Here is a 22,965-nt window from a genome sequence, read left to right as displayed (position 1 = left end):
GAAGCCGGGTGTCAAGTATTCGGAACGGCAGTTCGCTCGGCGTACGACTTCAGCGCACGGAGCATCCGCTCGCTCTCGCGTGCGTAGCGCCCGACGATGGTCCAGCGCACGAACTTGAGCCGTCGCGGGATGCCGAGCTCGACGGTTCGCATCACGCGCACGCCGGTCGCGGTCGCAGCGAACGACATGCTCACGGTGCTCGCGATCGTGCCGAGACTGCGCGGGCGCAGGGTCATCGGCTGCTCGAACGCGACCACGTCGGGCCGGGCGAGGGCGATCACCACGCCGTGCCGCACGCCGGCGCGGCTGTGCTCGACATAGGTGGTACCCACAGCGACGGGTGGCGGCGAGATCTCGCTCGTGCCCTCGTAATCGCCGGCCGACGGCAACCAGCGGCGGTAGTCATGCAGATCGACGATGAGGTCGAACACCACCTCGGGGGAGGCAGTGATGTCGATCTGTCGTTCGATCTTCGTCATGGCTCCAGCCTGCCACCGGCCGCGGCCCGGGCGTAGCGCTCGGAGTAGATGCGCAGCAGTTCGCGCAACTCGGCCGGCGACTCGACGGTGAAGTCCATGTTCAGCATGCCGATGTACGCGGCGACCGTGTCGAGGCTGTCGGCGCCAGTCACGAGCACCGACGTGCGGTCGTCGACGGACTCGACCACGCCCACCGCCGGGTTGATGCGATCGAGCACGGCCTCGGCGGGGGCGTCGATGCGCAGCCGCGCGTGAACGTTCCAGCCGCTCGCGGCGATCGAGCGCATCGCGAAGACCGTGTAGTCGCCGCCCGGCACCGGCAGGGGCGAGAACCGGCGACGGGTGGGTATCTTCGGCTCGATCCAGTCGGCGCGCACTGTGACCCACTCACCTGACTCGGGCTCCCGGGCGACGAGGTACCAGCGGCGTTGCCAGCTCAGCAGTCGGTATGGCTCGACGAGCCGGGCGGTTCCGCGGTCGACGAATCGGAACCACTCGACGTCGTGGATCGCCGTCGCGATCGCCGTGAGCACCTGAGGGTCGACCTCGGGGTCGGGCGCGTCGGTGCCGACGTTCTCGGGCGCTCGGTCGACGGTGTTCGTGAGCGCGTCGACGGTCGGGCGGAGGTGCGCCGGCAGTACCTGCTCGAGCTTCGCCAGCGCGCGGGCGCTCGAGAGCTCGGTGCCGGCGATCCCCGTCGCGGCCCGCAGGCCGACGGCCACGGCGACCGCCTCCTCGTCGTCGAGCAGCAGCGGCGGCAGCTTGCCGCCTGCGCCCAACCGATAGCCGCCGGCGGCGCCGCGAGTGGCGTCGACGGGATAGTCGAGCTCGCGCAGGCGGTCGATGTCGTTGCGGATCGTGCGGGTCGAGACGCCGAGTCGCTCGGCGAGCTCAGCGCCCGTCCAGTCGGGTCGCGCCTGCAGCAGGGAGAGCATCGCGAGCAGTCGCGCAGCGGTGTCGGACATGGCGTCAATTCTGCCGTCGGCAGGTGCCAGCCGGCAGAAACTCGTGGATGCGGCTCGGCTGCGCTCGGTCTGGAAGCGGCGCATCGCGAGAGGGATACTCGAACCGAGGGTCGGGTTCCAATCCGATCGACCGGTCGGCGACGAACCCCACTCAGGCGGCCGCTCCGACCGCCGGTGAATCAGGAGGTTCTCATGCGTACTCGCTCTCTCGCCGTCGCCGCCGTACTCGGCATCGTCGGCAGCATCGCCCTGGCCACGCCCGCCGTCGCCGCCGAGGGAAGCAACTGTTGGGGCGTCGTCTCGTCGCAGGCGGCTCGCTCCGATGGCGGGCTCGGCGCCCACGCCAGCTCGTTCGACGAACCGCGCCTCGGCATCGGCAATGTCGCGCGACTCTTCAACGTCGAGGGGCCCGGCGGACTCGGCACATTGCTCGCCTCGATCGACGGGAACGACGCGACCCACTGCTGACCCTGCTCGTCGAGTCGACAGGGCGCGCCGCCGCAGTCGGGCGCGCCCTGTTCGGTTCGTCGTGCGGTGGGGGGGTCGAGAGATCTGGAGACAGAAGGAATCGCATGCGCAATGAGGAGCTGAACGTTCCTAATTGCCCCGTACCGTCGAAGACATGACGAACACCACCGCAACCAGCACCGACATCCGCCCCTTCCGCGTCGAGGCGTCCCAGGCAGACCTCGACGACCTCATGCAGCGACTCGCCCGCACCCGGCTGCCTCAGCCCGCGCCCGGCGACGACTGGTCGTACGGCACCCCGAACGCATACCTGCGCGAGGCCGTCGAGACCTGGCGCACGACCTACGACTGGCGCGCCGAAGAGGCCCGCATCAACGCCGTGCCCCACTTCATCACCGAGATCGACGGCCAGCCCATCCACTTCATCCACGTGCGCTCGCCGCACCCCGGCGCCACCCCGCTGATCCTGGCGCACACCTACCCCGGGTCATCCGTCGACTACCTCGACATGATCGGCCCGCTCACCGACCCGGTCGCGTTCGGCGGGCGCGCCGAAGAAGCGTTCGACGTCGTCGTTCCGGATGCCCCGGGCTACGGTTTCTCGCAGCCGGTCGCCGAGGCGGGCTGGGCGACGCCCCGGGTCGCTCGTGCGTACGACGAGCTGATGCACCGGCTCGGTTATTCGGAGTACGGCATCCACGGCTCCGACAACGGTGCGCTCGTCGCCCGCGAGCTCGGACTGCAGAACCCCGAGGGCTTCCTCGGCCTGCACGTGCTGCAACTCTTCTCGTTCCCGTCGGGCGACCCGGCAGAGTTCGAGCACCTCGAACCCCAGGACTACGCGGGACTCGAGCACATGCAGTGGTTCCAGTCGGTCGGCGGCTACAACACCATGAACGCCTCGCGGCCGCAGACGGTCGCCGTCGGCCTCAGCGACTCGCCGGTGGCCCTGCTCGCCTACAGTGAGCTGTTCAACTCGTTCGGCAACGGCACCGCGCTCGTGCCGCTCGAGAAGATCCTCACCGAGGTGAGCGTGAACTGGTTCGCGAACGCCGCCGCGGGCATGAGCCGCAGCTACTTCGAGAACGCACGGGCTGATGCCGCGTCTGAGGAGACTGGGCCGCAGGTGAACGGCGCGCCGACCGGGGTCGCGGTCTTCAAGGACGACTTCCAGACGATCAAGGTGTTCGCCGAGCGCGACAACTCCAACATCGTGCACTGGAGCCGGTTCGACGAGGGCGGTCACTACGCCGCACTCGAAGTGCCCGACGCCGTCGTCGGCGACATTCGCGCGTTCTTCGCCGGGCTGCGCGGCTGATCGCCCGCCTGTCGAGACGCGACCGGATGCCGCGGGCGATCGCCCGCGGCATCGAGCGAACCGGGGTACCGGCACTGATGCCGTGGCCGTAGCATCGGCGGCATGGACACACCAGCCGGCCCTCACGTCCTCCGCGCGGGTGAGGGCGACGTCACCGGCGAGCCAGGACTGCTCGACCGATACCTCCTCGAGAGCGCGGCCTCCGGCGGCCGCATCGCGCTCGTGGAGCACGTGCTGGCCCCGAAATCGTTGGCTGCCCCGATTCACCGGCACAGCCGAGAAGACGAGTACACGTTCGTTCTGGCGGGCACGCTCGGGGTGATCGAGGAGGGAATCGAGATCACGGCATCGCCGGGTGATCTCGTCACCAAGCTGCGCGCTCGGTGGCACACCTTCTGGAACGCGGGCGATGACGAGCTCCGCGTGCTCGAGATCATCGTGCCCGGCGGCATCGAAGCGATGTTCCGCCGACTCGCCGAACCCGGCGGCGAGTACTCTCCCGACACGCTTCCCGCCCTCGCGGCCGCGTACGGCGCCGAGGTGGACTTCGAGGCGACGATGCCGCTGGTCGAGCGGCACGGGCTGGTGTTCTAGCCGGGATATCGGTCTACGCCGTCTGCTTCACCGAGATAGATACCCAGAAGAGGTCAGTTGGGCTCGGCGGTGCCGCCGTCGGTTGGCTCGCGTCATCGGCTCAGTCCGACGCAAGCGCCCTCGCGCGGATGGTCAGCACGACGAACTCCGCAGGCTTCATCGGCGCGAAGCCGACCACGACGCGCACGTCGCCGCCGTCCCCGCCGCCGTCGCCGCGCTGTGTCACGGTGTCGCGATCGCACTTCACGAAGTAGGCGTCGCGAGCCGTGTGCCCCTGAAAGGCGCCCGCCCGGAACAACTTGTGCAGGAACTCCCCGACCGACTCGCGGATCTCGCGCCACAGCCGTTCGTCGTTCGGTTCGAACTGCGTCCACTGCAGGCCGCGCTCGATGCTCTCCTCAAGAAACAAGGCGGTGCGCCGCACCGGCACGTACTTCCACTCGCTCGCCGCGACGTCGGCGCCGGCGAGGGTGCGGGCGCCCCAGACGACCGGGCCACGTCGGCCCGGGAAGGTGCGCAGCGTGCTGACCCCGGCGCTGTTGAGGGCGTGCGCGGTTCGCTCGTCGAGGTCGAACTCGAGGGCGTCGGCGCCGCGCACGTCCGCGTCGAGCCCGGCCGGGGCAGACCACACGCCGTCGGCCGCATCGGTGCGGGCGACGACCCCGGCGACCGCTCCGGCCGGCGAGAACACGTCGGCCGCGCCGCCCTGCGCGGGGTCGGACCGGCGGAGCCGTGGCAGGTAGAGCGCGGCGTTCGCGCTCGCGGTGCCCACCGCCGACTCCAGCCCCCCTGCGAGCGCCGCCTCGATCGCGGTCACATCGGTCCACGATGGCGGTGGATCGACGAGCAGCATCGCCCGTCGTCGCTCGCAGAAGGTGGCCGCCTCGGCGACGGTGGCTCGGGCGTCTTCGCGGCCGGCGCACTCGGCCGGCAGCACCAGCAGGTTGACGAGGTCGACGTCGTCGAGTGCCACGAGGCCGGCGCGTACCCCCGCTGTGCCCGCGTCGTCGACCCCTACCACCACCGCGGTCGCGCCGCCGTTCTCGAAGAAGCTTCGCAGGGCGCCGCCCAGCCGATGAGCTTGCAGGCCGTCGAAGATCGCGTCCTCGTCGGTGCCCCAACCGTCGAACCTGGCCGGCGAGTCGAGTGGTCCGCCCGGAACGAGCCCCACGAACGCGGCGGTCGACGTTCCGACACTCCCGATCGGTCGTGTCATGAGCTTCCCCCTGCCTCTCGGGTCTGCGCCGGCATCGACTCAGCCGGCATCGACTCAGCCGGCATCGACGCAGTTCTCGTCGGTTCACCCGCGTCGACGCCGGCGAACTCCGCGAGCCGGCTGATGCCGGCCTTCGTGTGGGCCTGCAGGCGATCGAGTGTGTCGCCCATCTTCGCCGACCCGGCCAGTTCGGGCGGGATGCGTGCCGGATTGATCGCGACCTGTGACGCCCACGCCGCAATGTCGGGCTCGGATCCGAACGACCTCGCGCTCCGTGCGCCCATGACGGTCATGCGAGCCCACGAGGCCATCGAGTCGGGGTACGGCGACGGCGGGCACAGTCGGTTCTTCTCCTGGTCGTCATCGCGAGTCGCCTCGACGTACCCGGCGAGCGCCGCACCGAAGCACGGGAATCCGGCCCGGATCGGCTGGAGGGTGATCGCCTTCGAACCCCAGATGGGCACGAGTGGCCGGTACTGCAGGCCTTCGGCCGCGCAGTGCACCACGATCGCGTCGTCGGCGATCGTGACCGATCCGGTCGCGAACTCGATCCTTCCCCGATCGACCCGCATGATGTGCCCATGTCGCTCGACGCGCCCGATCGTGCGCAGCGCCTCGAGTTCCCACGCGGCAAGGGTGGGAGTCTTCGCCATCGTCGGCAACACCGACCGGTCGATGCGCAGCATGACGCCGGCATCCTCGAGACGCAGAAACACGTCATCCAGCGACGCACACGCCTCGGCCGCCTGCATGATGTCGGCGATCATTCCGAGGAAGATCACCGGATCGGGCTGGACAACGGCTCGATTGAGCATCCACGGATCGCGGGGACGCACCCAGCAGATCGCGTCGGGATGTACGCCGCGCGACAGCAGCCAGACGCACGCGTCGGTCGCGGTCTTGCCCGCGCCGACGACGACGTACTGGCTCGGCACCTCGTCGACGTGCACGAGGTCGTTGACCGGGATCACGCGGGCGTCGTCGGCGACATCGAACGGGGGCGGCTTCTCGGCCGCGATCGCGGGAGCGAGGTAGTGGGCATCGACGATGCGGCACCTCTCGGGCACGGTGAATGATTCGCCCGAGATGCGTGAGACGAAGGTGCCATCGCCGAGGTGCTCGCAGGCCGCGAAGAACTCGACCCTGCCCGACTCGATCATTCGATCGGCCAATATGTGTTCGTAGTACGCGCAGATCTCCGAACTCGTGGCTCGCTCCTGCAGCCCCGCCTCGGGTCCGTTGCGCTGCAGCCGGCCGCCGCCGAGCATGGTCGACGCAACACCGTAGAACGCCGAGGCCTGGTGCAGGCGCACGAACGGGTAGGCCCCGAGCCAGTGGCCGCCGACACCATGACGACGGTCGACCAGCGCCACGCGCACGTCGGCATGGTCGATGAGTGCATCGGTGAACGCCATCCCCATGGCGCCGGCGCCGACCACGAGATAGTCGGCATCGACCATGCGGGTCACGGAACCACTCAAGCACTGCAGCGCCTGCGGCGTCCAGCGGTTTTGCGAGGTGTCCTCACGAAATCGTGTGAGAATCAGCTACCATATGTGAAAGGCAGATTCATATATGAAAGTTGGCTCGAGATGTCCGAACTCCTCGAACGTGGTGCAGCCCGTATCACGTGGATCAGGTCACGGATGCCGCTGCTCGCCGCCGCGCGTCGGGAGTTCGCCGAGCGCCGGCCCTTCGCGGGCCATCGCGTCGGCATGTCGCTGCACGTCGAGCCGAAGACCGCCGTGCTGCTCGAGGTGCTCGCCGCGGGCGGCGCCGAGGTCGTGGCGACCGGCAACCACGGTTCCACGCAGGACGACATCGTCGCGTACCTGCGCGGGTCGGGTATGACGGTGTTCGGCCGGCGCGACGACACGCTCGCCGAGCACGAGGCGAACGTCGCAGCCGTCGTGGCGTCTCGACCAGACATTCTGCTCGACAACGGCGCTGATCTCGCGGCGGGCGTGATCGCAGGGGGCGCCGCGGGATCCGTGGTCGGCGGCACCGAAGAGACCACCAGCGGCGGCATCCGTCTGCGTACTGAACTCGCGGGGCGGGTGACGTTCCCGACGATCGTGATCAACGACAGCCCGCTCAAGGCCATCGGCGAGAACCGGCACGGCGTCGGCCAGTCGGTCGTCGAGAGCATCATGCGCATCACGAACCTGATGATCCCGGGCCGCCGGTTCGTCGTGGCGGGCTATGGGTGGTGCGGCCGGGGGATCGCGCAGTACCTTCGGGCATTCGGCGGGCGGGTGGCCGTCGCCGAGATCGACGAGATCAAGGCGTTCGAGGCCGCGCTCGACGGCTACCGGGTCGACGAGCTCGGCAACCTCGCCGAGTGGGGCGAGTTCTTCATCACCGCCACGGGGCATCGGGGCATCATCACCGAGGAGGTCTTCGAGCGCATGCCGAGCGGGGCGGTGCTTGCGAACGCCGGGCACTTCCCGTGGGAGATCGACACGGCTGCACTGTACGCCCGGGCCGCCGCCGTCACCGAACTCGACGCCGCGATCGAGCGCATCGACCTGCCCGACGGCCGCGAGCTCATCCTGCTCGCGGGCGGACGCATGGTGAACTTGGCCGGTCGCGAGCCGAAGGGCAACTCGCTCGAGGCGATGGACCTCGGGTTCCTCCTGCAGTCGCTCTCGCTCGAGCGCGTCGCGACGGCCGCCGACTCGCTCGCGCCCGGGCCGCAGCCGGTGCCCGACGACCTCGAGCGCGAGATCGCCCGCCGCTTCGTGCGCGCACTGGGCGCCGACCGCTGATGGCCTCCGCCCGCGCCGCCGACCGCGCCACCGACCGCGCCACCGACTACTCGGCGCCCGCGCTCGACAAGGCACTCGACATTCTCGAGCTGCTCGCAGGCGTCGCGGGCGGGCTCACCCAGACCGAGATCGCCGACGCGGTCGGCCGCAACGTCAGCCAGATCTACCGTGTGCTGGCCACGCTCGAGCGGCGCGGCTACCTCACCCGCGACGAGCGGTCGGGCCAGTACGTGCTGTCGATGGCGTTGTTCGACCTGGCGCATCGGCACCCCCCGCTGCGAGGACTCGTGCAGCTGGCGGCCGGCCCGATGCGGGCGCTCGCCGACGAGATTCGGCAGTCGTGCAACCTCAGCGTCGTCGACGCCGGTGCGGTGAGGGTCGTCGCGCAGGCGGAGTCGCCCGCCGACTTCGGCTACCACGTGCGGGTCGGCGCGCGCTTTCCGCTCGAGACCACGGCGACCGGGGCCGTGATGTCGGTGGGCACGGATGCCGCGACGGCGGCTCTCTCCGACGGCGAGGCCGCACAGCTCGCCGAGGGGTACCTCACTCGCGCCGACCGGCTTCAGGCGGGCATCACCGACGTGGTCGCCGCCGTCACGGGCCCCACCGGTGGCACGGTCGCCGCGCTGACGGTGCCCTACATCGGCACGTCCTACAGTGCGGTCGGCCTCGAAGATGTGGTGGCCGCCGCGAGGGCCACGGCTGCCGCGATCTCGGCTCGGCTCGGCGCACCCGCTACCCGATGACACCCGCGGCGAGCAGTTCGCGCAGGCCCTGCGTGAACCGCTCGCGACCGCCGTGCGCCGGATGGCGAACGTGCGGAACCGACAGGCCGGCTCGCGCGAGCGTGTCGCGCGACACGTTCCCGACGGCGACCACCGACCTGATCGAGAACAGATCCATCAGCGTTCGCCACGACCACGACCACTCCCGGGCTTCCGCCGACGAGGGCGTGCGGTTCGACCGCGGATCGCCCGGGCGGTGCGGATGCAGCGGGTACGCGCTCCACAGGACCGGCAGGAAGTCGAGCTCGACGAGCGCATTCCACATGACGGTCGCGGTCGGCTCGGCGGCGATGCCGGAGTCATCCGGAATCTCGTAGCCCTGTGCCGTGCCGAACAGGGCGAAACGCGGCACACCGCGCCGCAGGCGCGTCGTGTTCGTGAACGGCACGCCCGTGATCGCCATGCCGCGGTAGCCGGGGGCCTCGCCGACGAGCAGGGTCGTTGGGCGACGTTCGGCCAACTGCTCGAGGTATCGCGCGAGGTTGTTGCGGCGGATCGCGTTGTCGGGGCGGGTGTCGTCGAAGAAGTTGGTGCTGTTCGGGTCGGCCCGAGTTGCGGCGACCCGCTCGACGAAGGCGTCGATCGAGTCCGGCATCATGAGCCGCATCCTACGGCGACTCCGGTCAGGGCTGCGGGCGAGGCGGCGCGGTTGCGGCCGCAGCGTCGAGCACGCCGCGGGCGAGCATGGTCGAGCCCGCGACGGCTGCCGGCATCGTGACGATCGCCCCGAGCGGCACCAGGAAGCAGAGTTGGGTGGCGACGCCGAACCCGAGCATCTGCGCGCGGCTGCCGCGGAGGAGCGCGGAGCGATCGGCGGCCGAGATGCCGCGGGCGTCGAACGCCCGCGTCGTGAGTTCGCGGGCGAGCAGCCACCCCGACGCGATGACGCCGAGCACCGGTGCGGCGACCCCGCCGACGAGCGGGATGAAGCCCACCACCGCGACCCCGAGCGCGGCGACGATGCCGAGGGCGACGAGCCCCGCGGCATCCGCGACGCCCCTCCAGAACCCGGCGCCCTGCTCGGGCACCTCACCACCGAGGTCGAGTTCGACCGCGCGCCAGATGCGCTCGTAGAAGGGGTCGCCGACCGCGAGCGTGAGGGCAGTGAAGGTGATGGCCGCGAGCACGACCGAGCCGGTGAACGTGACGAACGCGATCGCATACCGCAGTGCGCCTGCCCAGAATTCGTCCCAGCCGTCGGCGAACGGTGTCGCCCACTCGACGATGCCGAGCAGGTTGATGCCGAGAGCGATGAGTGCGGCAGCCATGACCGCGAACACGATCGCCGCCGGCACAAGTCCGAGCGCCATCGCCCCGGGGCGTCGGCGCCAGAAGGCGAAGCCGCGAGCGAGCAGACCCACCCCCGAAGCGAACCGCCTGATCACCGCACCAGCCTAAGTCGCGTGCAGCGACGAGACGCCTCAGTCGGAGGCGCCGCTCAGAACATGCCGTTGGTGTGCGGCATCTGCTCGGGGATCGGGGCGACGATGTCCCAGTGCTCGACGATCTTCCCGTCTGCAACGCGGAACAGGTCCCAGTAGGCGACCGGCCCGCCGAAATCGCCCTCTGACAGCAGCAGCACGAAGTCGCCCTCGGCGACGACCCTGTGGATGGTGGTGTACACCAGGTTCTTGCCCTGCTCGGCCCACTTGGCGGCGGCAGCGCCGAAGCCGTCGAGCCCGTCTGCTGCCTCGGGATTGTGTTGGTGGTAGGTCTCGGTGGAGATGTAGTCGGTCAGCACCGAGTAATCGGCGCCCTTGAGCACTTTCTCAGCGAACTCGGTGACCAGGCTCCGGTTGGCTTCGGTCTTCTCCAGGTCGCTCGGAGCGGCAGGGCCGTCGGTTTGCGAGCGGCCCGAGGCCGTGCGCTCGACGACCGGTGTCAGCGCGTCCCAGTGCTCGGCCATCCGGTCGTCCGAGTCGACCCGGAAGAGGTCGAAGGCCACCATGGGCTCGGGTCCGAAGCCGTAGTAGGTGCCGTGCAGCGCCACCAGGTCGCCGTCCTCCAGGACGCGGACGCCGTCATACCGAAAGTCCTCAGGAAGTCCGGCCACGGCCTGGCGCAGCGCCTCTCGACCGCTCCCTGCCAAGTTGCTGTGCTGGCGATAGTCATCTGACCACCAGCGGTCAACAGCACTCAGGTCCCTGGCGCCGAACAGTTCGCCGCCGGCCGTGAGCACGACTTCCTTGGCGTCCATGCCGTCTCCCATCCCCCCAGAACGGCGGCAGCGTCTGCGCTGTCCAGCCATACTCTGCTCCTCTGGCCCGGCCGCCGCAAGACTCGTGCGCCCGGGTCGGCGCGCGGAGCATCCGTTCAGATCGCCTGCATAGGCTGGACGGTATGGTGCTCGCCCTCATCCGCCACGGACAGACCGACTGGAACCTCGCCGCCCGCATGCAGGGCCGCACCGACATCCCGCTCAACGACACCGGTCGTGCGCAGGCGCGTGCCGCGGCATCCGCGTTCGCCGCCGAACCGTGGCACGCGGTCGTGAGCTCGCCGCTCGGCCGCGCGCGCGAGACCGCCGCGATCCTCGCCGAGCACCTCGAAGCGCCGCTCGGCGCCGCCTACGACGAGCTCATCGAGCAGGAGTTCGGCGAGGCCGAGGGCACGCTCGTCGCCGACCTCGACACCCGGTGGCCCGACCGCGACTTCGCCGGCAAGGAGCCCGACCACCTGGTCGGCGAGCGCGGCATTCGCGGCCTCGAGCGCGTCGCCCGCGATCACGACGGCGAGCGTGTGCTCGTCGTCGCGCACGGCACGCTCATCCGCCACACGCTTGCGGCGATCAGCGGCCACGACCCGCGGCACTACCCGCGGCTCGACAACCTCTCGTGGTCGCACGTGCGGTCGAACCGGTCGACGGCGTCGACGGGTTCGATTCAGCCGACGGATGCCGCGTGGCGGGTGGTCACCGTCGCCGGCGTGCCCTTCGACGAGGTGCTCGGCGATCTCGAGCGCGCCGGGGAACTGCAGCCAGCGAGCTGACTCGGCGCACCCGGCATGCGCTCGCTGCTCGCCTCGCCTGCGCGTCGGCTCGCCTGCGCCTCGCCTCGCCTCGCCTCGCCTCGCCTGAGCGTCGCCTCGCCTCGCCTCGCCTCGCGTCGCGTCGCCTGAGCGTCGCCTCGCCTCGCCTCGCCTCGCCTCGCGTCGCCTGAGCGTCGCGTCGCCTCGCCTCGCCTCGCCTCGCGTCGCCTCGCCTGCGCGTCGCTGACCAAGCGACTCCTGAAAGCAAGGACGTCGATTCCCGCCGAACGCGCGTCCTTGTTTTCAGGAGTCCACCGGGTGTCCTCGATCGGTCGTGTGTGCCGGCTGACACAGACGCGACAGGGGTGAGGTCTCAGTCGCGCGCGTCGCGCCGCTGCGCCCGCTCGAGCCCGTCGAGCACGATGTCGAGGCCGAACTCGAACTCGAACTGGTCGTCGCACCAGCCGAGCGTCGAGTCGGCGTCGGTGTGCGCCACGACCGCGAGCATGTTCGCGAGATGCGGCACGTGCTCGGCGAGCTGCGCCAGGTCGCCGCCGCTCGAGGCATTGTCGTCGCCGAGCTCTTGCGTGAACCCGAACATGCGGCTGCCGAGGGCATGCATCGAGTGGTGGACGAGGTCGTACGAGAACCCGCCCGAGCGCAGGGTACCGACGACCGAGTCGACGTAGCGCGCCTGCGTGAGGCCGAGGTCGGCGCGCGTGTCCATGACGGCCGGGGCCCACGGATGCCGCAACATCACGCGGCGCGCCCCGAGGATGCGTGCGCGCAGCGAAGCCTTCCAGGCCGCGTCGGATTCAGGGACTTCGAAACCGCCGACGACCTGCTCGATCTCGCGGAACACCAGGTCGACGACCCCGTCGAGGATCGCCTCTTTGTTGGCCACGTGGTAGTAGAGCGACATCGCCTCGACGCCGAGATGCTCGGCGAGCCTGCGGATCGTGAGCGACGCGATGCCGCTCGTGTCGGCGAGCTCGAGGGCGGTCTGCAGCACGCGGTCGCGCGTGAGCGGCGTGCGGCGCGCGGCGCCCTGCTCGGCGATCGACGACATCGGCTGCCTCCCTCGGCTCAACGGTACAAGGCGGTGGCCCGCGGCCGGCCCGATCGGAGCGAATGTTCGAGAACCTCTCGACATCTGGGCGATCACGCGCTATCTTACAGTGTAAGACTTACAGCGTAAGGTAAGGGAAGGCAGTGATGGAGACCGAACGCCGAGCCGAGCAGCAGGGCATGCAGCCCGGCACGCGGATGCGTGCCGCCGTCGCCTACCGGTTCGGCGGCCCCGAGGCCGTTCGCATCGAGCAGCGGCCGACGACGAAGCCGAGGGCCGACGAGCTGCTCGTCCGCGTGCACGCCAGCACCGTGAGCATCGCCGACTACCGCATGCGCAGCCGCGACCTGCCCGACGGGCTCGGGTTCCTCGTGCCGATCTCGCTCGGCGTGTTCCGTCCGCGAAAGCCGATCCTCGGCATGGACGTCGCGGGCGTGGTCGTGGCCGTCGGGCACGAGGTCACAGGGTTCGCGCCCGGCGACGAGGTCATCGCGATGCCCGGTTCGATGTTCGGCGGCCACGCCGAGTACGCCCGGGTGCCGCAGTCGAAGGCGATCGCGCGCAAGCCCCGCAGCCTCGACATGCAGCAGTCGGTCGCCCTCGTGTTCGGCGGGCACACCGCGCTGTCGTTCCTCGACAGGGCCGGCGTGGGTCCTGGCGACGAAGTGCTCGTCAACGGAGCGTCGGGCGCGGTCGGCACCGCCGCCGTGCAGCTCGCGATGCAGCGCGGTGCGCGGGTCACCGCCGTGTGCGGCCCGCGCAACGTCGAGCTCGTGCGCTCGCTCGGCGCCGATCACGTCATCGACTACACGACCGACGACTTCACGAAGAACGGTGAGACCTACGACGCCGTCTTCGACTGCGTCGGCAACGCGCCGTTCGACCGGGTCGCCGACTCGATCAAGCCCGGCGGGGCGCTGCTGCTCGTGGTCACGAGCCTGCGCGGCATGCTGCGCGCCTCACGCGACAGCCGGCGCAGCGGCAAGCTCGTGACCTTCTCGGGCGCGCCCGTCACGCACGAACGGTTCGCCGAGCTGTCGCGGCTCGCCGATGCCGGCGCACTGCGGCCGGTCATCGACCGCACGTACGAGCTCGACGACGTCGTCGAGGCGCACCGCTACGTCGACACCGGCCACAAGACGGGCAGCGTCGTGCTGCGCATCGCGTAGCGCGCACCACGGTCGACGACGATCGGATGCCGCGAGCCGAAGCCCGCGGCATCCGTCATGCGTCGCGCTCGGAACGCGGGGTCAACCGCGCACCTTCACGTCGACCCACACGAGCCGGTGGTCGCTCGACGGGAACGGGAACGTGCCCGTCAGCGCCGACAGCGGGTCGGCCTGCACCGGCCAGAACACGCCGGCGCCGCGCACGCTGAGGTCCTTCGACGGCAGCACGTAATCGGCACGCAGGTTGCCTGGCGCCGGGTTGTCGTTGAAGTCGGCGGTGTCGGTCGACGGGTCGCCCCGGTGCGTGAGATTCGCCCCGGCCTGCAGCACCGATGCCTCGGCAGCGCCGGCAGACATCGGCTGCGGGTCGGTGATGCGCGGGTGGTCGAGCAGCTGGTCGATCGCCGCCGCGACTGAATCGCCGTCGAGTGGGTCGGCGTTCTGGTCGCCGAGGATGACGAATGATTCGCCCGGCTCGAGGCCGCCCGTGGCTCCCGCGTCGTCGGTGATGTACCGCGCTGTCGTGCCGGGCGTGACGTAGTCGGCCCAGAAGCGGATCTCGTCGTGGTTGCGCTTGCCGTTGCGGTCTTCGGCGCCGTCGAACGTGGGCGGCGTCGGGTGCGAGACGAGCGCGTGCACGGTGCGGCCGTTCACGTCGATCGGCACGTCCCAGTGCGACTTGCTCGAGAGTCGGAACACGTCGAGCTCTTCGGCCGAGTACCAGTCGGCCGGAGCTGCCGTGTTCGGGTCATCGGGCAGCAGCGCGCCCGGCATGTCCTTCCAGAGGAACTTCTGGAAGGTGCGCACCGCGTCGGTGTCGATCGGGTACTTCGAGAGCACGGCCATGCCGAACTGGCCCGGGAACGCCCCGAATCCGAACGCGTCGTCGCCGTACCCGGGCTGGCCGACGGTGTCGGCGACCACGCCGTTGTTGTTGAGGTCGAAGCCGCTCGCGATGCCGGTGTTCGACTCTGCGACGTAGGCGTAGGGATACACGACCGGGTCGGCGCCGCCCTGCGACAGCTCGAGGTAGTTCTCTCGGAACAGGTCGGCCGCGACGCCGCCCTCGACGAAGTCGAACTCGTTGAGCAGCACGACGTCGGGGTTCACCCGCTGGATGATCTCGGCGACGGTCTTCGCCTGGGCGTTCGTCGTGGTGCTGAGGTCGGTGACGAGCTGGCCCTCGGCGTTGCGGTTGAGCGACAGGTTGTAGGTCGCGACGCGCAGCTCGGTGGTGCCGGCGCCCGCCGGCGGTGCGGCCATCGCGCCACCCGCGCCGACCGTGGCGGCGGCCAGCACGCCGACCGCGGTGGCGGTCAGTGCGGTGGTGATGCGGTGTTTCGGGGACATGCGCTCTCCTTCGTGAGGCGGCTGCTTCACCTGACACGGTAGGCCTCACGAGTGACGAGCGGAAGAACCTCAGGTGAGCGGATGCCGCGACACGGCGTCGTCCGCGAAGTCGCCGGCACCGGCCACCTCGTCGAGGGCGCCCGTGAGGTCGGCGTACAGGTCGTCGACATGCTCGAGCCCGACCGAGAGACGCACGAGCCCCTCGGGGATGGTCGGCGCCTCGGCCGGCCAGCGCCGGCGGCGCTCGAAGGTCGACTCGACGCCGCCGAGGCTCGTTGCGTGGATCCACAGCCGGGTGCGACCGACGAGCGCCTCGGCCGGGGCCGCGCCGCCGCGCACCACGATCGAGATGATCGCGCCGAAGCCGGGGTAGCGCACCTCGTCGAGCGCCGGGTGGCCCGCGAGCCGTGCGACGAGTTCGGCAGCCGTGGCCTGCGCGCGCTCCATGCGCACGGGCAGGGTGCGCAGGCCGCGCAGCGCGAGGAACGCCTCGAGCGCCGACGGGATGGCACCGCCGAGCGAGCGTCGGGCCGTGATCGCGTCGACGTGGGCCGGGTCGGCGGCGATCACCGCACCCATGAGCACATCGCTGTGACCCGAGATGTACTTCGTCGCCGAGTGCACGACGATGTCGACGCCGTCGGTGAGGGGCTGCTGCAGCAGGGGCGTCGCGAAGGTGTTGTCGACGGCGACGAGCGCGCCGTGGGCGTGCGCGGCCGCGGTCAGTGTGGGGATGTCGGCGACCTCGAGTGCCGGGTTCGTGGGCGACTCGAACCAGAGCATCGCGGCACCCTCGCACGCGGCGGCCACCGCGGCCGTGTCGGTGATGTCGACGTACTCCACGGTGATGCGGCCGGCGGACGCCCGGTCGTCGAGCTGCATCACGGTGCCGGTGTACGAGTGCCGGGGCGCCACCACCCGGCGGCCGGTGGGCACGAGATCGAGCACGGCCGACACCGCCGCGATGCCCGACGCGAACGCGACGCACCGCCCGCCCTCGAGCGCGCCGAGCGTGTCTTCGAACGCGGTCCACGAGGGGTTGCCGTAACGCCCGTACACGTGCTCGCCGCCGGCGACGTACGTCGAGGCGAGGTGCACCGGCACGTTCAGGGGCTCATCGGGCGCGTGTGCCGGTCGCCCGGCGACGATCGCCACGGTCTCGGGCCGCAGCGCGGGGGCGGGGGTCGTGGGGTCGGTCATGGCGGGTCCTTCGAAAGGCTCGCGGCACGGGACATCCGTTCGCCTCGTCAGGATACGCGGCACGACGAAGGACGCGGGGCGTGCCCCCGCACCCGGCCACCTGCGCCGAGTCACCCGAACGTGTCGTGTCATGCACGATCACGCGACGATTCGGGGTGACTCGAGCAGGGATTGCGGCGCCCGGCTGGGCTCGTGCGCGGAAGTCGCGACTACCCTTGGGGGTATGAGCCGCACCGTCTGGACCGTCATCGGCGTCATCGTCGCCGTGATCATCGCCTGGTTCATCGTCGATGTGCTGTTCAGCCTGCTCTGGTTCATCGGCAAGCTCGCGATCGTGGCCGTGGTCGCCCTGATCGTCTTCTTCGTGCTGCGTTCGGCGGTGGGGCGCTCGCGATCGCAGGGCTCGATCGAACGGTGAAGCGCCATGGTCACCGAGTTCGAGGTCGAGCGGGCGGGCGGGGTGCTGCACGCCTACGATTCCGGGTCGGATGCCTCGGGGCCGTTCACCCTCGTCTGGCACCACGGCTCCCCGCAGACGGGCGCGCCGCTCGACCCGGTGCTGAGCGCGGCCGCGGCGCGGGGCATCCGCGTCGTCTCGTATGGCCGGCCGAGCTACGGAGGGTCCACGGCACGACCCGGTCGTGACGTGGCCTCGGCGGCCGCCGATGTCGTGGCGATCGCCGATGCGCTCGGCCTCGACCGGCTCGCCATGATGGGCGCCTCGGGCGGTGGGCCGCACGCGCTCGCCGCGGCCGCGCTTGCGCCAGGGCGGGTCGTCGGCGTCGTCACTCTCGGCAGCCCTGCCCCGTTCACCGAGCGGTTCGACTGGTTCGGCGGCATGGCGGCGCCCGCCGCGCTGCGCTCCGCGCGTGAGGGGCGAGCGGCACGCGCCGCGTTCGCCGAGCACGATGAGTTCGACCCCGAGCAGTTCGTCGCCGCCGACTATGCGGCACTCGAGGGCGAGTGGGCGTCGCTCGGCGCCGATGTGGCGCGTTCCGAGGCCTTCGGCCCGGGCGGCCTCGTCGACGACGACGTCGCCCTTGCCGCGCCATGGGGGTTCGAGCTGGGCGACGTTCGCGCGCCCGTGCTCGTGGTGCAGGGAGCTGACGACCGGGTGATCCCGCCGGCACACGGCGAGTGGCTGGCGCGGTGGATTCCCGGTGCCGAGCTCTGGCTGCGCCCCTCCGACGGGCACATCTCGGTGCTCGACGCGATGCCCGAGGCACTCGACTGGTTGCTCGCGAAGCCTGGTGTGCGGGGTTGACGCGGGCCCCTCGACGTGCTCGCATGGCCGGGTGGGAACAGACCGGAACGTCGAAGCCCCTGCGCTGATCGACGATGAGCAGCTCGAGGAGTTCGAGCGCGATTTCGTGGCGCGCGTGCGCGGACGCGTGCTCGAGATCGGCGCCGGCGAGGGCGAGAACTTCGGCGCGTTCGACCCGAGCGTGCTGTGGATGGGGCTCGAACCCGACCGTGAGCGTCGCGCCGAGCTCGCGACTCGGGCCCGCGAGTGGGGGCACACCTCGGCACCGCTCGATGCGGTCGCCGAGTCGATTCCGCTGCCCGATGGCTCGGTCGACGCCGTCGTCGGCACCTACGTGCTCTGCTCAGTCACCGACCAGGCCGCCGCGCTCGCCGAGGTGCGCCGTGTGCTCGTTCCCGGCGGGCAGGCGGTGTTCATCGACCACGTCGTCGCCCCGCCGCGCACGCTGAAGCGCGCCATCCAGCGGGTGGCGACGCCGATCACCTCGCGGTGCTGCCACGGCTGCCATTGGGACCGCGACACCTTCGCCGCTCTCGCGGATGCGGGCTTCGAGCCGGCCGACGTACGCCGCGTGCGGGTGCGCTCGATGCCGTTCGGCCCCGTGCCGACCCTGCTGTTCGACGGGCGCGCACCCGGCGCGTGAGCCCGACGCGCCTCACCCGTCGAGCGCGTCGAGCGCGTCTCGCGCGTCGTCGGCTGCACGCCGCGCGGCCGTCGCAGCCCTGGCCGCGCGGTCGCGGTCGCGCGTGGCGGTGCGCAGCTCGCGCTCGACCTCGTCGAGTTCGTCTTCGGCTCGGCGCAGTTGCGCTTCGAGTTCGTCGCGGGCTGCGGTGCGCTCGTCGGTCGTGCGCTGCAGGTCGGCGACGCGTGCGTCGAGTTCGGTGAACTGCCCGGATGCCTCGTCGGCGAGTTGCTCGGCCTCTTCGGCCGCACGTGCCGCCCGCTCACGCGCCTGCGCGGCCTCCCTCGCGGCGCGCTCCTCGCGCGACTCGCGCGGCGCCTTCGGCTCGGCGTCACCACCGCGCGCCCCGCGGCCGGCGCCCGCTCGGCCGCGCCCGTCGCCGGCCCGACCGGAGCCTGTGCCCGAGCCCGGCACGTCCGTGCCGGCGCCTTCGACCTCGCCGGCGACCGCGCCCTTGAGATCGACCTCGAGGCCGACCGCCTCGAGTCCGCGCACGAGACGGCCGGTGCGCACCGCCGCCGTGGCGGCGACATCCGACATCGCAGCCTGCAGGGTCTGCCCGACCGCGTCGAGCGCGGGGCCGCGCACAGGGTTGCCGAGCTCGTCGGCGAGGTCGCCCGCCTCGCGCGCGATCGCCGCGACGAGCTGCCGGCGCTGTTTCGTGAGCTGTGCGAGCTGAGCGGCATCGAGGTGGTCCTGCGCGGCGCGAAGTTCGGCGCCGAGCTCGAGCACCTCGTCGAGCTCGGTGGGCCGGTGACGTACGAGCTGGTTGACGAGCCAGGCCGCGGGGGAGGGCCGCTTCAGGTCTTGGATGCGCGCGGCGAGATCGCGATCGTCGCCGCGCGCAGCTCGGCCGCGCTCGTTGCGCGCCGCGGTGAACTCGTCGGGGAGGAGGCCGTAGAGCTCCGCCGCGACCTCGGTGAGCGCATCGCCGGGCATGCGACCATCCTGTCGGATCGCGCACTCGCGCAGAAGGCCGCGGCGGTAAGGGCTCCTCTACGCGAATGCAGGAAGTTGCGGCGGACACGCAGGCCGGCGACTCCCGCGGGTCGGCGTGTCGTGCGGGTCTTCCTGCACCGGCGGGGACGTTGGCGGACGGACTGGGGTTCAACGGCGGCACGGCTATCGCGCACCGGCGCGACGCGGTCTAATGGGGGAATGCGACTCGTCGTGCTCACCGGTGCCGGCATCTCGGCCGAGAGCGGGGTGCCCACGTTCCGCGATGCGGGCGGACTCTGGGAGGGCCATCGTGTCGAAGACGTCGCGACGCCCGAGGCGTTCGCGCGCGACCCCGACACGGTGCAGCGCTTCTACGACGCACGCCGCCACGCCGTGGCGCTCACCGAGCCGAATCCCGCGCACGTCGCCCTCGCGCGACTCGAGGCCGAGCTCGGCGATGACCTGCTGGTCGTCACGCAGAACATCGACGACCTGCACGAGCGCGCCGGCTCGCACAGGGTCGTGCACATGCACGGCGAGCTCGGGTCGGCGCTCTGCGCCGCGTGCGGTGCGCGCTCGCCGGTGCGGGCGAACCTCATCGAGCGGCCCGAGTGCCCTGCATGCGGCGAGCGGATGCTCCGCCCCGATGTCGTGTGGTTCGGCGAGGTGCCCTACGAGCTCGACCACATCGACGAGGCCCTGCTCGCGTGCGACGAGTTCGCCGCCATCGGCACCTCGGGCGCGGTGTACCCCGCCGCGGGGTTCGTCATGGTCGCGGTCGAGCACGGTGCCCGCACGATCGAACTCAACCTGGCCGCGAGCGAGATCACGCCGCTCTTCGACGAGGTGCGGCACGGCCCGGCCGGCATCGTCGTGCCCGAATGGGTCGACGAGCTGCTCGCCGCCGGGTGATCGGGGCGTGGGCTCGCGGCGCACCGGCTCAGCCGAGCCCGAGGCGACCGAGCAGGGCATCGAGCACCGGGCGCTGCCCCTTGGCGAGCAACTCGCGCGCCTCGTCGAGTGCGACCCAGCGGGCGTCGTCGACCTCGGGGAACGACTCGCGCCGACCTGAGCGCGGCGGCCACTCGAGCTCGAAGAGGTTGCTCTCGACGCCGTCGATCTCGAAGTCCGGCGCGGCCCCTGCGAAGACGTGCACGCGCTTACCGCTCGAGTACCGGAACCCCCCGAGGTCGAGGAGCTCGACATCGGGAGCCGGGGCGCCGATCTCCTCGGCGAACTCGCGGCGCGCCGCCGCGAGCGGATCCTCGGAGTCGGCGGCGTACTCGCCTTTCGGGATCGTCCAGGCGCCCTCGTGCTTGGCCGTCCAGAACGGGCCGCCCATGTGCGCGATGAACACCTCGAGGTCAGGGGCACCGCGGTGGAGGAGGATCCCGGCACTCGTCACCGGCATCGCATGCCGCCCTGCTGCGGCGCGCGCGCCCGATAGCGTGGAGGAGCACACGCGACACGCGCACCGTCTGCGAAGGAGTCAGCCATGGCACGCATCGTACTCATCGGGGGTCACGGCAAGGTCGCGCTGCGGCTCGAACGCCTGCTCGCCGACCGCGGCGACGAGGTCGAGTCCCTGATCCGCAATCCCGACCACGCGGCCGACGTCGCCGCGGCAGGGGCGAACCCGGTGGTGGCCGACATCGAGACGCTCGACGTCGACGGGCTCGCCGGGCTGTTCAGCGGACGCGACGCGATCGTCTGGTCGGCCGGAGCCGGCGGTGGCAACCCCGCGCGCACCCGGGCGGTCGACCGCGACGCCGCGATCCGCAGCATGACCGCCGCCGAGCAGGCCGGCGTGCGCCGTTACGTGATGGTGTCGTACTTCGACTCGCCCGACCACTCGGTTCCCGAGACGCACTCGTTCCACGCCTATGCCGAGGCGAAGGCCGCGGCCGACGAGCACCTCGCGACCACGGCGCTCGAGTGGACGATCCTCGGGCCGAGCTCGCTCACGCTCGATGAGCCGACGGGAATGATCGACACCGGGGCATCCGAAAGTCGCAGCGTCAGCCGCGCCGATGTGGCCGCCGTCGCCGCGGCGGTGCTGCAGAATCCCGCGACCATCGGGCGAACGATCCGCTTCAATTCGGGCGACACGCCGATCGCCGTCGCGATCGGCTGAGGCGCGGGCGCGCGGCAGGTCAGCGCTCGGGCGGGCGGCGCACGAGCGCCCAGCCCGCGGCGACGAACAGCACACCGCCGACCACGCCGATCAGTCCGAGGATCGACCAGAGCACCATTTCGGTTGTCACCGCACACCTCCACGTCAGTGGTCTCATTCTGCACCGGCCGCGGGCGGCAGGCCAGCGCGAGTGCCGGATCACCTCAGGGCGTTGACGGCGTCGCGCTCGCCGAGCACGCTGGAGGCATGACGAACAACGAAGACCTCGAACGTGATCGTCGACCGAAGCCCCATCCGGGCAACCACACCGTGCCCGCGACCGATCGCCAGGTCGACGGCGAGATCGAGCGCGGCGACGACGTGAACGACCTCGACGCCGACAACGCCGTCGAAGACGACATGATCGAGACCGTCGACCCCGACAACGCCCCGGCGTAGCGACCCTCGGGCAGACGCATGCCGCGGGGAGGGCCCGCTGCAGGTGGCCGGCAGGCGTGTTAGGTGAGGCACGCCTCAGCAAAAAGTCTTCGTGATCTGCGCAAACTGTCCCGCATTGACCTGCCGGATCGGCGCGCCCGGGGCTACCATCCAGATACACGTACGGTCGAAACCGCTTCTGGAGGTCACCATGAGCATGACGCTCGACGATCTGCCCGCTGTTGCCGAGTGTTCGGTGGCCGGATGCTCCTACAACGACCATTCCCACTGCCACGCGGCAGCCGTCACCATCGCCGGCACGGCCGACCACGCAGAATGCGCGACCTTCATCCCGCTGAGCAGCAAGGGCGGGCTCGACAAGGTGCTCACGCACGTGGGCGCATGCCAGCGCGGCGAGTGCATCCACAACTCGAACCTCGAATGCACGGCCGCCTCGGTGCGCATCGGCCCCGGCGCCGACAGTGCCGACTGCCTCACCTACGAGGTGAGCTGAACCGTACGGCGTTCGCCGACGTTCGCCGACGTTCGCCGATGTTCGCTGATCGGCGCTGACAGCGAACGCGCTCGACGCCGCCGGCGGCGTCGGTAGAGTCGAGCCATGTCCGAGGTGTCTGCGATCGACGGGTCCGAGTGGGCGTTATGGGCCGACTACGTGCTCGTGCATCGCGAACTCTCTCGTGAGCTCGATCGTCGGCTGATGAGCGATGCCGGCATCTCGCAGGGCGACTACACCGTGATGCTCACCCTGTTCCAGGCCGAAGATCGGCGGCTGCGCCCGGGCGTGCTGGCCGAGGCGATCGGGTGGGAGAAGAGCCGCCTCTCGCACCAGCTCACGCGCATGGCGGCGCGCGGACTCGTCGAGCGGGTCGACTGCGACACCGATGCGCGGGGCTCGCTCATCGTCCTCACGCCTGACGGGCGTCGTGCGCTGCTCGGTGCGATGCGCGATCACGCATCGGCGATCCGCACCCACTTCCTCGATGTGCTCACCGCCGACGAGAAGGCGGCGATCGCGAGCGGCTCGGCGCGGCTGCGCGAGCGGCTGCGCATGCACCGCGACCACGACCAGCGCGAAGCCGCCGCCAGCTGAACTCCGGCGCACCGAGCCGTCGTTCTGCTCTGAGCGGATCGACCTTTCGGGAGGGTCGCCCCGCGGTTAG

The 22,965-nt window shown here is 70.9% G+C and carries 27 protein-coding genes; 15 read left to right on the top strand and 12 right to left on the bottom strand.

The features are described from left to right. Nucleotides 1-11 precede the first annotated feature (11 nt). Both ABD164_RS05865 and ABD164_RS05860 read right to left on the bottom strand, forming a co-directional pair. The gene (locus ABD164_RS05865; RefSeq protein ID WP_344294394.1) at nt 12-479 is read right to left on the bottom strand and encodes an SRPBCC family protein; all 468 of its coding nucleotides are present in this window, start codon (nt 477-479) and stop codon (nt 12-14) included. Next, complete coding sequence (locus tag ABD164_RS05860; protein WP_344294392.1) at nt 476-1,444, bottom strand: helix-turn-helix transcriptional regulator; 969 nt, start codon at nt 1,442-1,444, stop codon at nt 476-478. The genes ABD164_RS05865 and ABD164_RS05860 overlap by 4 nt, the downstream gene beginning before the upstream one ends. A 192-nt stretch (nt 1,445-1,636) precedes the next feature. Here ABD164_RS05860 and ABD164_RS05855 point away from each other — a divergent pair, with 192 nt between their 5' ends. From ABD164_RS05855 to ABD164_RS05845, 3 genes are all read left to right on the top strand, one after another. Further along, nucleotides 1,637-1,912 (top strand): hypothetical protein, encoded by a 276-nt coding sequence (locus tag ABD164_RS05855; RefSeq protein WP_344294390.1) that lies wholly within the window; start codon nt 1,637-1,639, stop codon nt 1,910-1,912. 154 nt (nt 1,913-2,066) lie between these two features. Next, complete coding sequence (locus ABD164_RS05850; RefSeq protein ID WP_344294389.1) at nt 2,067-3,230, top strand: epoxide hydrolase family protein; 1,164 nt, start codon at nt 2,067-2,069, stop codon at nt 3,228-3,230. Between the two features lie 102 nt (nt 3,231-3,332). Continuing rightward, a complete protein-coding gene (locus ABD164_RS05845) occupies nt 3,333-3,824 on the top strand; it encodes a cupin domain-containing protein (RefSeq protein ID WP_344294387.1) in 492 nt (163 codons plus the stop codon). 100 nt (nt 3,825-3,924) lie between these two features. Here ABD164_RS05845 and ABD164_RS05840 read toward each other — a convergent pair whose 3' ends face one another. Beyond that, a complete protein-coding gene (locus ABD164_RS05840) occupies nt 3,925-5,040 on the bottom strand; it encodes a phage tail sheath family protein (RefSeq protein WP_344294385.1) in 1,116 nt (371 codons plus the stop codon). Then, a complete protein-coding gene (locus ABD164_RS05835; protein WP_344295067.1) occupies nt 5,037-6,500 on the bottom strand; it encodes an NAD(P)-binding protein in 1,464 nt (487 codons plus the stop codon). The genes ABD164_RS05840 and ABD164_RS05835 overlap by 4 nt, the downstream gene beginning before the upstream one ends. Before the next feature lie 132 nt (nt 6,501-6,632). Between ABD164_RS05835 and ABD164_RS05830 the strand changes: the two genes are divergently transcribed. Next, nucleotides 6,633-7,808 (top strand): adenosylhomocysteinase, encoded by a 1,176-nt coding sequence (locus tag ABD164_RS05830; protein ID WP_344294384.1) that lies wholly within the window; start codon nt 6,633-6,635, stop codon nt 7,806-7,808. Continuing rightward, nucleotides 7,808-8,554: an IclR family transcriptional regulator gene (locus ABD164_RS05825; RefSeq protein WP_344294382.1), complete on the top strand. Its 747-nt coding sequence runs from the start codon at nt 7,808-7,810 to the stop codon at nt 8,552-8,554. Before ABD164_RS05830 ends, ABD164_RS05825 begins: the two co-directional genes overlap by 1 nt. Here ABD164_RS05825 and ABD164_RS05820 read toward each other — a convergent pair. Genes ABD164_RS05820 through ABD164_RS05810 form a run of 3 tightly spaced genes read right to left on the bottom strand, consistent with a single transcriptional unit; the run spans nt 8,544 to nt 10,790 of the window. Then, nucleotides 8,544-9,191, bottom strand: coding sequence for a uracil-DNA glycosylase (locus ABD164_RS05820; RefSeq protein ID WP_344294380.1), 648 nt, complete (start codon nt 9,189-9,191; stop codon nt 8,544-8,546). The genes ABD164_RS05825 and ABD164_RS05820 overlap by 11 nt on opposite strands. A gap of 25 nt (nt 9,192-9,216) precedes the next feature. Next, nucleotides 9,217-9,978: an EI24 domain-containing protein gene (locus ABD164_RS05815; protein WP_344294378.1), complete on the bottom strand. Its 762-nt coding sequence runs from the start codon at nt 9,976-9,978 to the stop codon at nt 9,217-9,219. A 53-nt stretch (nt 9,979-10,031) separates the two neighbouring features. Then, complete coding sequence (locus ABD164_RS05810; protein WP_344294376.1) at nt 10,032-10,790, bottom strand: nuclear transport factor 2 family protein; 759 nt, start codon at nt 10,788-10,790, stop codon at nt 10,032-10,034. 143 nt (nt 10,791-10,933) lie between these two features. On the opposite strand from ABD164_RS05810, the gene ABD164_RS05805 reads away from it, so the two are divergent. Continuing rightward, complete coding sequence (locus ABD164_RS05805; RefSeq protein ID WP_344294373.1) at nt 10,934-11,581, top strand: histidine phosphatase family protein; 648 nt, start codon at nt 10,934-10,936, stop codon at nt 11,579-11,581. A gap of 352 nt (nt 11,582-11,933) precedes the next feature. Here the strand turns inward: ABD164_RS05805 and ABD164_RS05800 are convergent, their stop codons facing one another. Next, nucleotides 11,934-12,629, bottom strand: a complete 696-nt coding sequence (locus ABD164_RS05800; RefSeq protein ID WP_344294372.1) for a TetR/AcrR family transcriptional regulator C-terminal domain-containing protein — start codon at nt 12,627-12,629, stop codon at nt 11,934-11,936. Nucleotides 12,630-12,775: 146 nt separating this feature from the next. Here ABD164_RS05800 and ABD164_RS05795 point away from each other — a divergent pair, with 146 nt between their 5' ends. Then, on the top strand, nt 12,776-13,798 hold the full coding sequence (locus tag ABD164_RS05795; RefSeq protein WP_344294370.1) for an NAD(P)-dependent alcohol dehydrogenase: 1,023 nt from the start codon (nt 12,776-12,778) through the stop codon (nt 13,796-13,798). A gap of 81 nt (nt 13,799-13,879) precedes the next feature. Here ABD164_RS05795 and ABD164_RS05790 read toward each other — a convergent pair whose 3' ends face one another. Both ABD164_RS05790 and ABD164_RS05785 read right to left on the bottom strand, forming a co-directional pair. Then, the gene (locus ABD164_RS05790) at nt 13,880-15,148 is read right to left on the bottom strand and encodes an endonuclease/exonuclease/phosphatase family protein (RefSeq protein ID WP_425545911.1); all 1,269 of its coding nucleotides are present in this window, start codon (nt 15,146-15,148) and stop codon (nt 13,880-13,882) included. Nucleotides 15,149-15,217: 69 nt separating this feature from the next. Beyond that, nucleotides 15,218-16,348, bottom strand: coding sequence for a trans-sulfuration enzyme family protein (locus tag ABD164_RS05785; RefSeq protein WP_344294368.1), 1,131 nt, complete (start codon nt 16,346-16,348; stop codon nt 15,218-15,220). Between the two features lie 223 nt (nt 16,349-16,571). Between ABD164_RS05785 and ABD164_RS05780 the strand changes: the two genes are divergently transcribed. The 3 genes from ABD164_RS05780 to ABD164_RS05770 are packed head-to-tail and all read left to right on the top strand — an operon-like array spanning nt 16,572 to nt 18,255. After that, nucleotides 16,572-16,766: a hypothetical protein gene (locus ABD164_RS05780; protein ID WP_344294366.1), complete on the top strand. Its 195-nt coding sequence runs from the start codon at nt 16,572-16,574 to the stop codon at nt 16,764-16,766. A 6-nt stretch (nt 16,767-16,772) separates the two neighbouring features. Further along, complete coding sequence (locus ABD164_RS05775) at nt 16,773-17,612, top strand: alpha/beta fold hydrolase (protein ID WP_344294364.1); 840 nt, start codon at nt 16,773-16,775, stop codon at nt 17,610-17,612. 31 nt (nt 17,613-17,643) lie between these two features. Beyond that, nucleotides 17,644-18,255, top strand: coding sequence for a class I SAM-dependent methyltransferase (locus ABD164_RS05770; RefSeq protein ID WP_344294362.1), 612 nt, complete (start codon nt 17,644-17,646; stop codon nt 18,253-18,255). Nucleotides 18,256-18,267: 12 nt separating this feature from the next. On the opposite strand, the gene ABD164_RS05765 is transcribed toward ABD164_RS05770, so the two are convergent. Further along, nucleotides 18,268-19,233 (bottom strand): transposase, encoded by a 966-nt coding sequence (locus ABD164_RS05765; RefSeq protein ID WP_344294360.1) that lies wholly within the window; start codon nt 19,231-19,233, stop codon nt 18,268-18,270. 219 nt (nt 19,234-19,452) lie between these two features. Between ABD164_RS05765 and ABD164_RS05760 the strand changes: the two genes are divergently transcribed. Continuing rightward, complete coding sequence (locus tag ABD164_RS05760) at nt 19,453-20,145, top strand: NAD-dependent deacylase (protein WP_344294358.1); 693 nt, start codon at nt 19,453-19,455, stop codon at nt 20,143-20,145. A 28-nt stretch (nt 20,146-20,173) separates the two neighbouring features. Here the strand turns inward: ABD164_RS05760 and ABD164_RS05755 are convergent, their stop codons facing one another. Beyond that, on the bottom strand, nt 20,174-20,644 hold the full coding sequence (locus tag ABD164_RS05755; protein WP_344294356.1) for an NUDIX hydrolase: 471 nt from the start codon (nt 20,642-20,644) through the stop codon (nt 20,174-20,176). Between the two features lie 84 nt (nt 20,645-20,728). Between ABD164_RS05755 and ABD164_RS05750 the strand changes: the two genes are divergently transcribed. The 4 genes from ABD164_RS05750 to ABD164_RS05735 all read left to right on the top strand — a co-directional run bounded on the left by ABD164_RS05750 (nt 20,729) and on the right by ABD164_RS05735 (nt 22,895). After that, nucleotides 20,729-21,367, top strand: a complete 639-nt coding sequence (locus ABD164_RS05750; RefSeq protein ID WP_344294354.1) for an NAD(P)H-binding protein — start codon at nt 20,729-20,731, stop codon at nt 21,365-21,367. 246 nt (nt 21,368-21,613) lie between these two features. Continuing rightward, nucleotides 21,614-21,805: a hypothetical protein gene (locus ABD164_RS05745; RefSeq protein WP_344294352.1), complete on the top strand. Its 192-nt coding sequence runs from the start codon at nt 21,614-21,616 to the stop codon at nt 21,803-21,805. A 190-nt stretch (nt 21,806-21,995) separates the two neighbouring features. Then, nucleotides 21,996-22,298, top strand: coding sequence for a DUF1540 domain-containing protein (locus tag ABD164_RS05740; protein ID WP_344294350.1), 303 nt, complete (start codon nt 21,996-21,998; stop codon nt 22,296-22,298). A gap of 105 nt (nt 22,299-22,403) precedes the next feature. Then, nucleotides 22,404-22,895, top strand: coding sequence for a MarR family winged helix-turn-helix transcriptional regulator (locus ABD164_RS05735; RefSeq protein ID WP_344294348.1), 492 nt, complete (start codon nt 22,404-22,406; stop codon nt 22,893-22,895). The last annotated feature ends 70 nt before the right edge of the window (nt 22,896-22,965 follow it).

The sequence above is a fragment of the Agromyces neolithicus genome, from assembly GCF_039529735.1.
GTDB classification, from domain to species: Bacteria; Actinomycetota; Actinomycetes; order Actinomycetales; family Microbacteriaceae; genus Agromyces; species Agromyces neolithicus.
The sequence above is the reverse complement of the archived record's forward strand: the minus strand, read 5'-3'. Positions and strand labels throughout refer to the sequence as shown.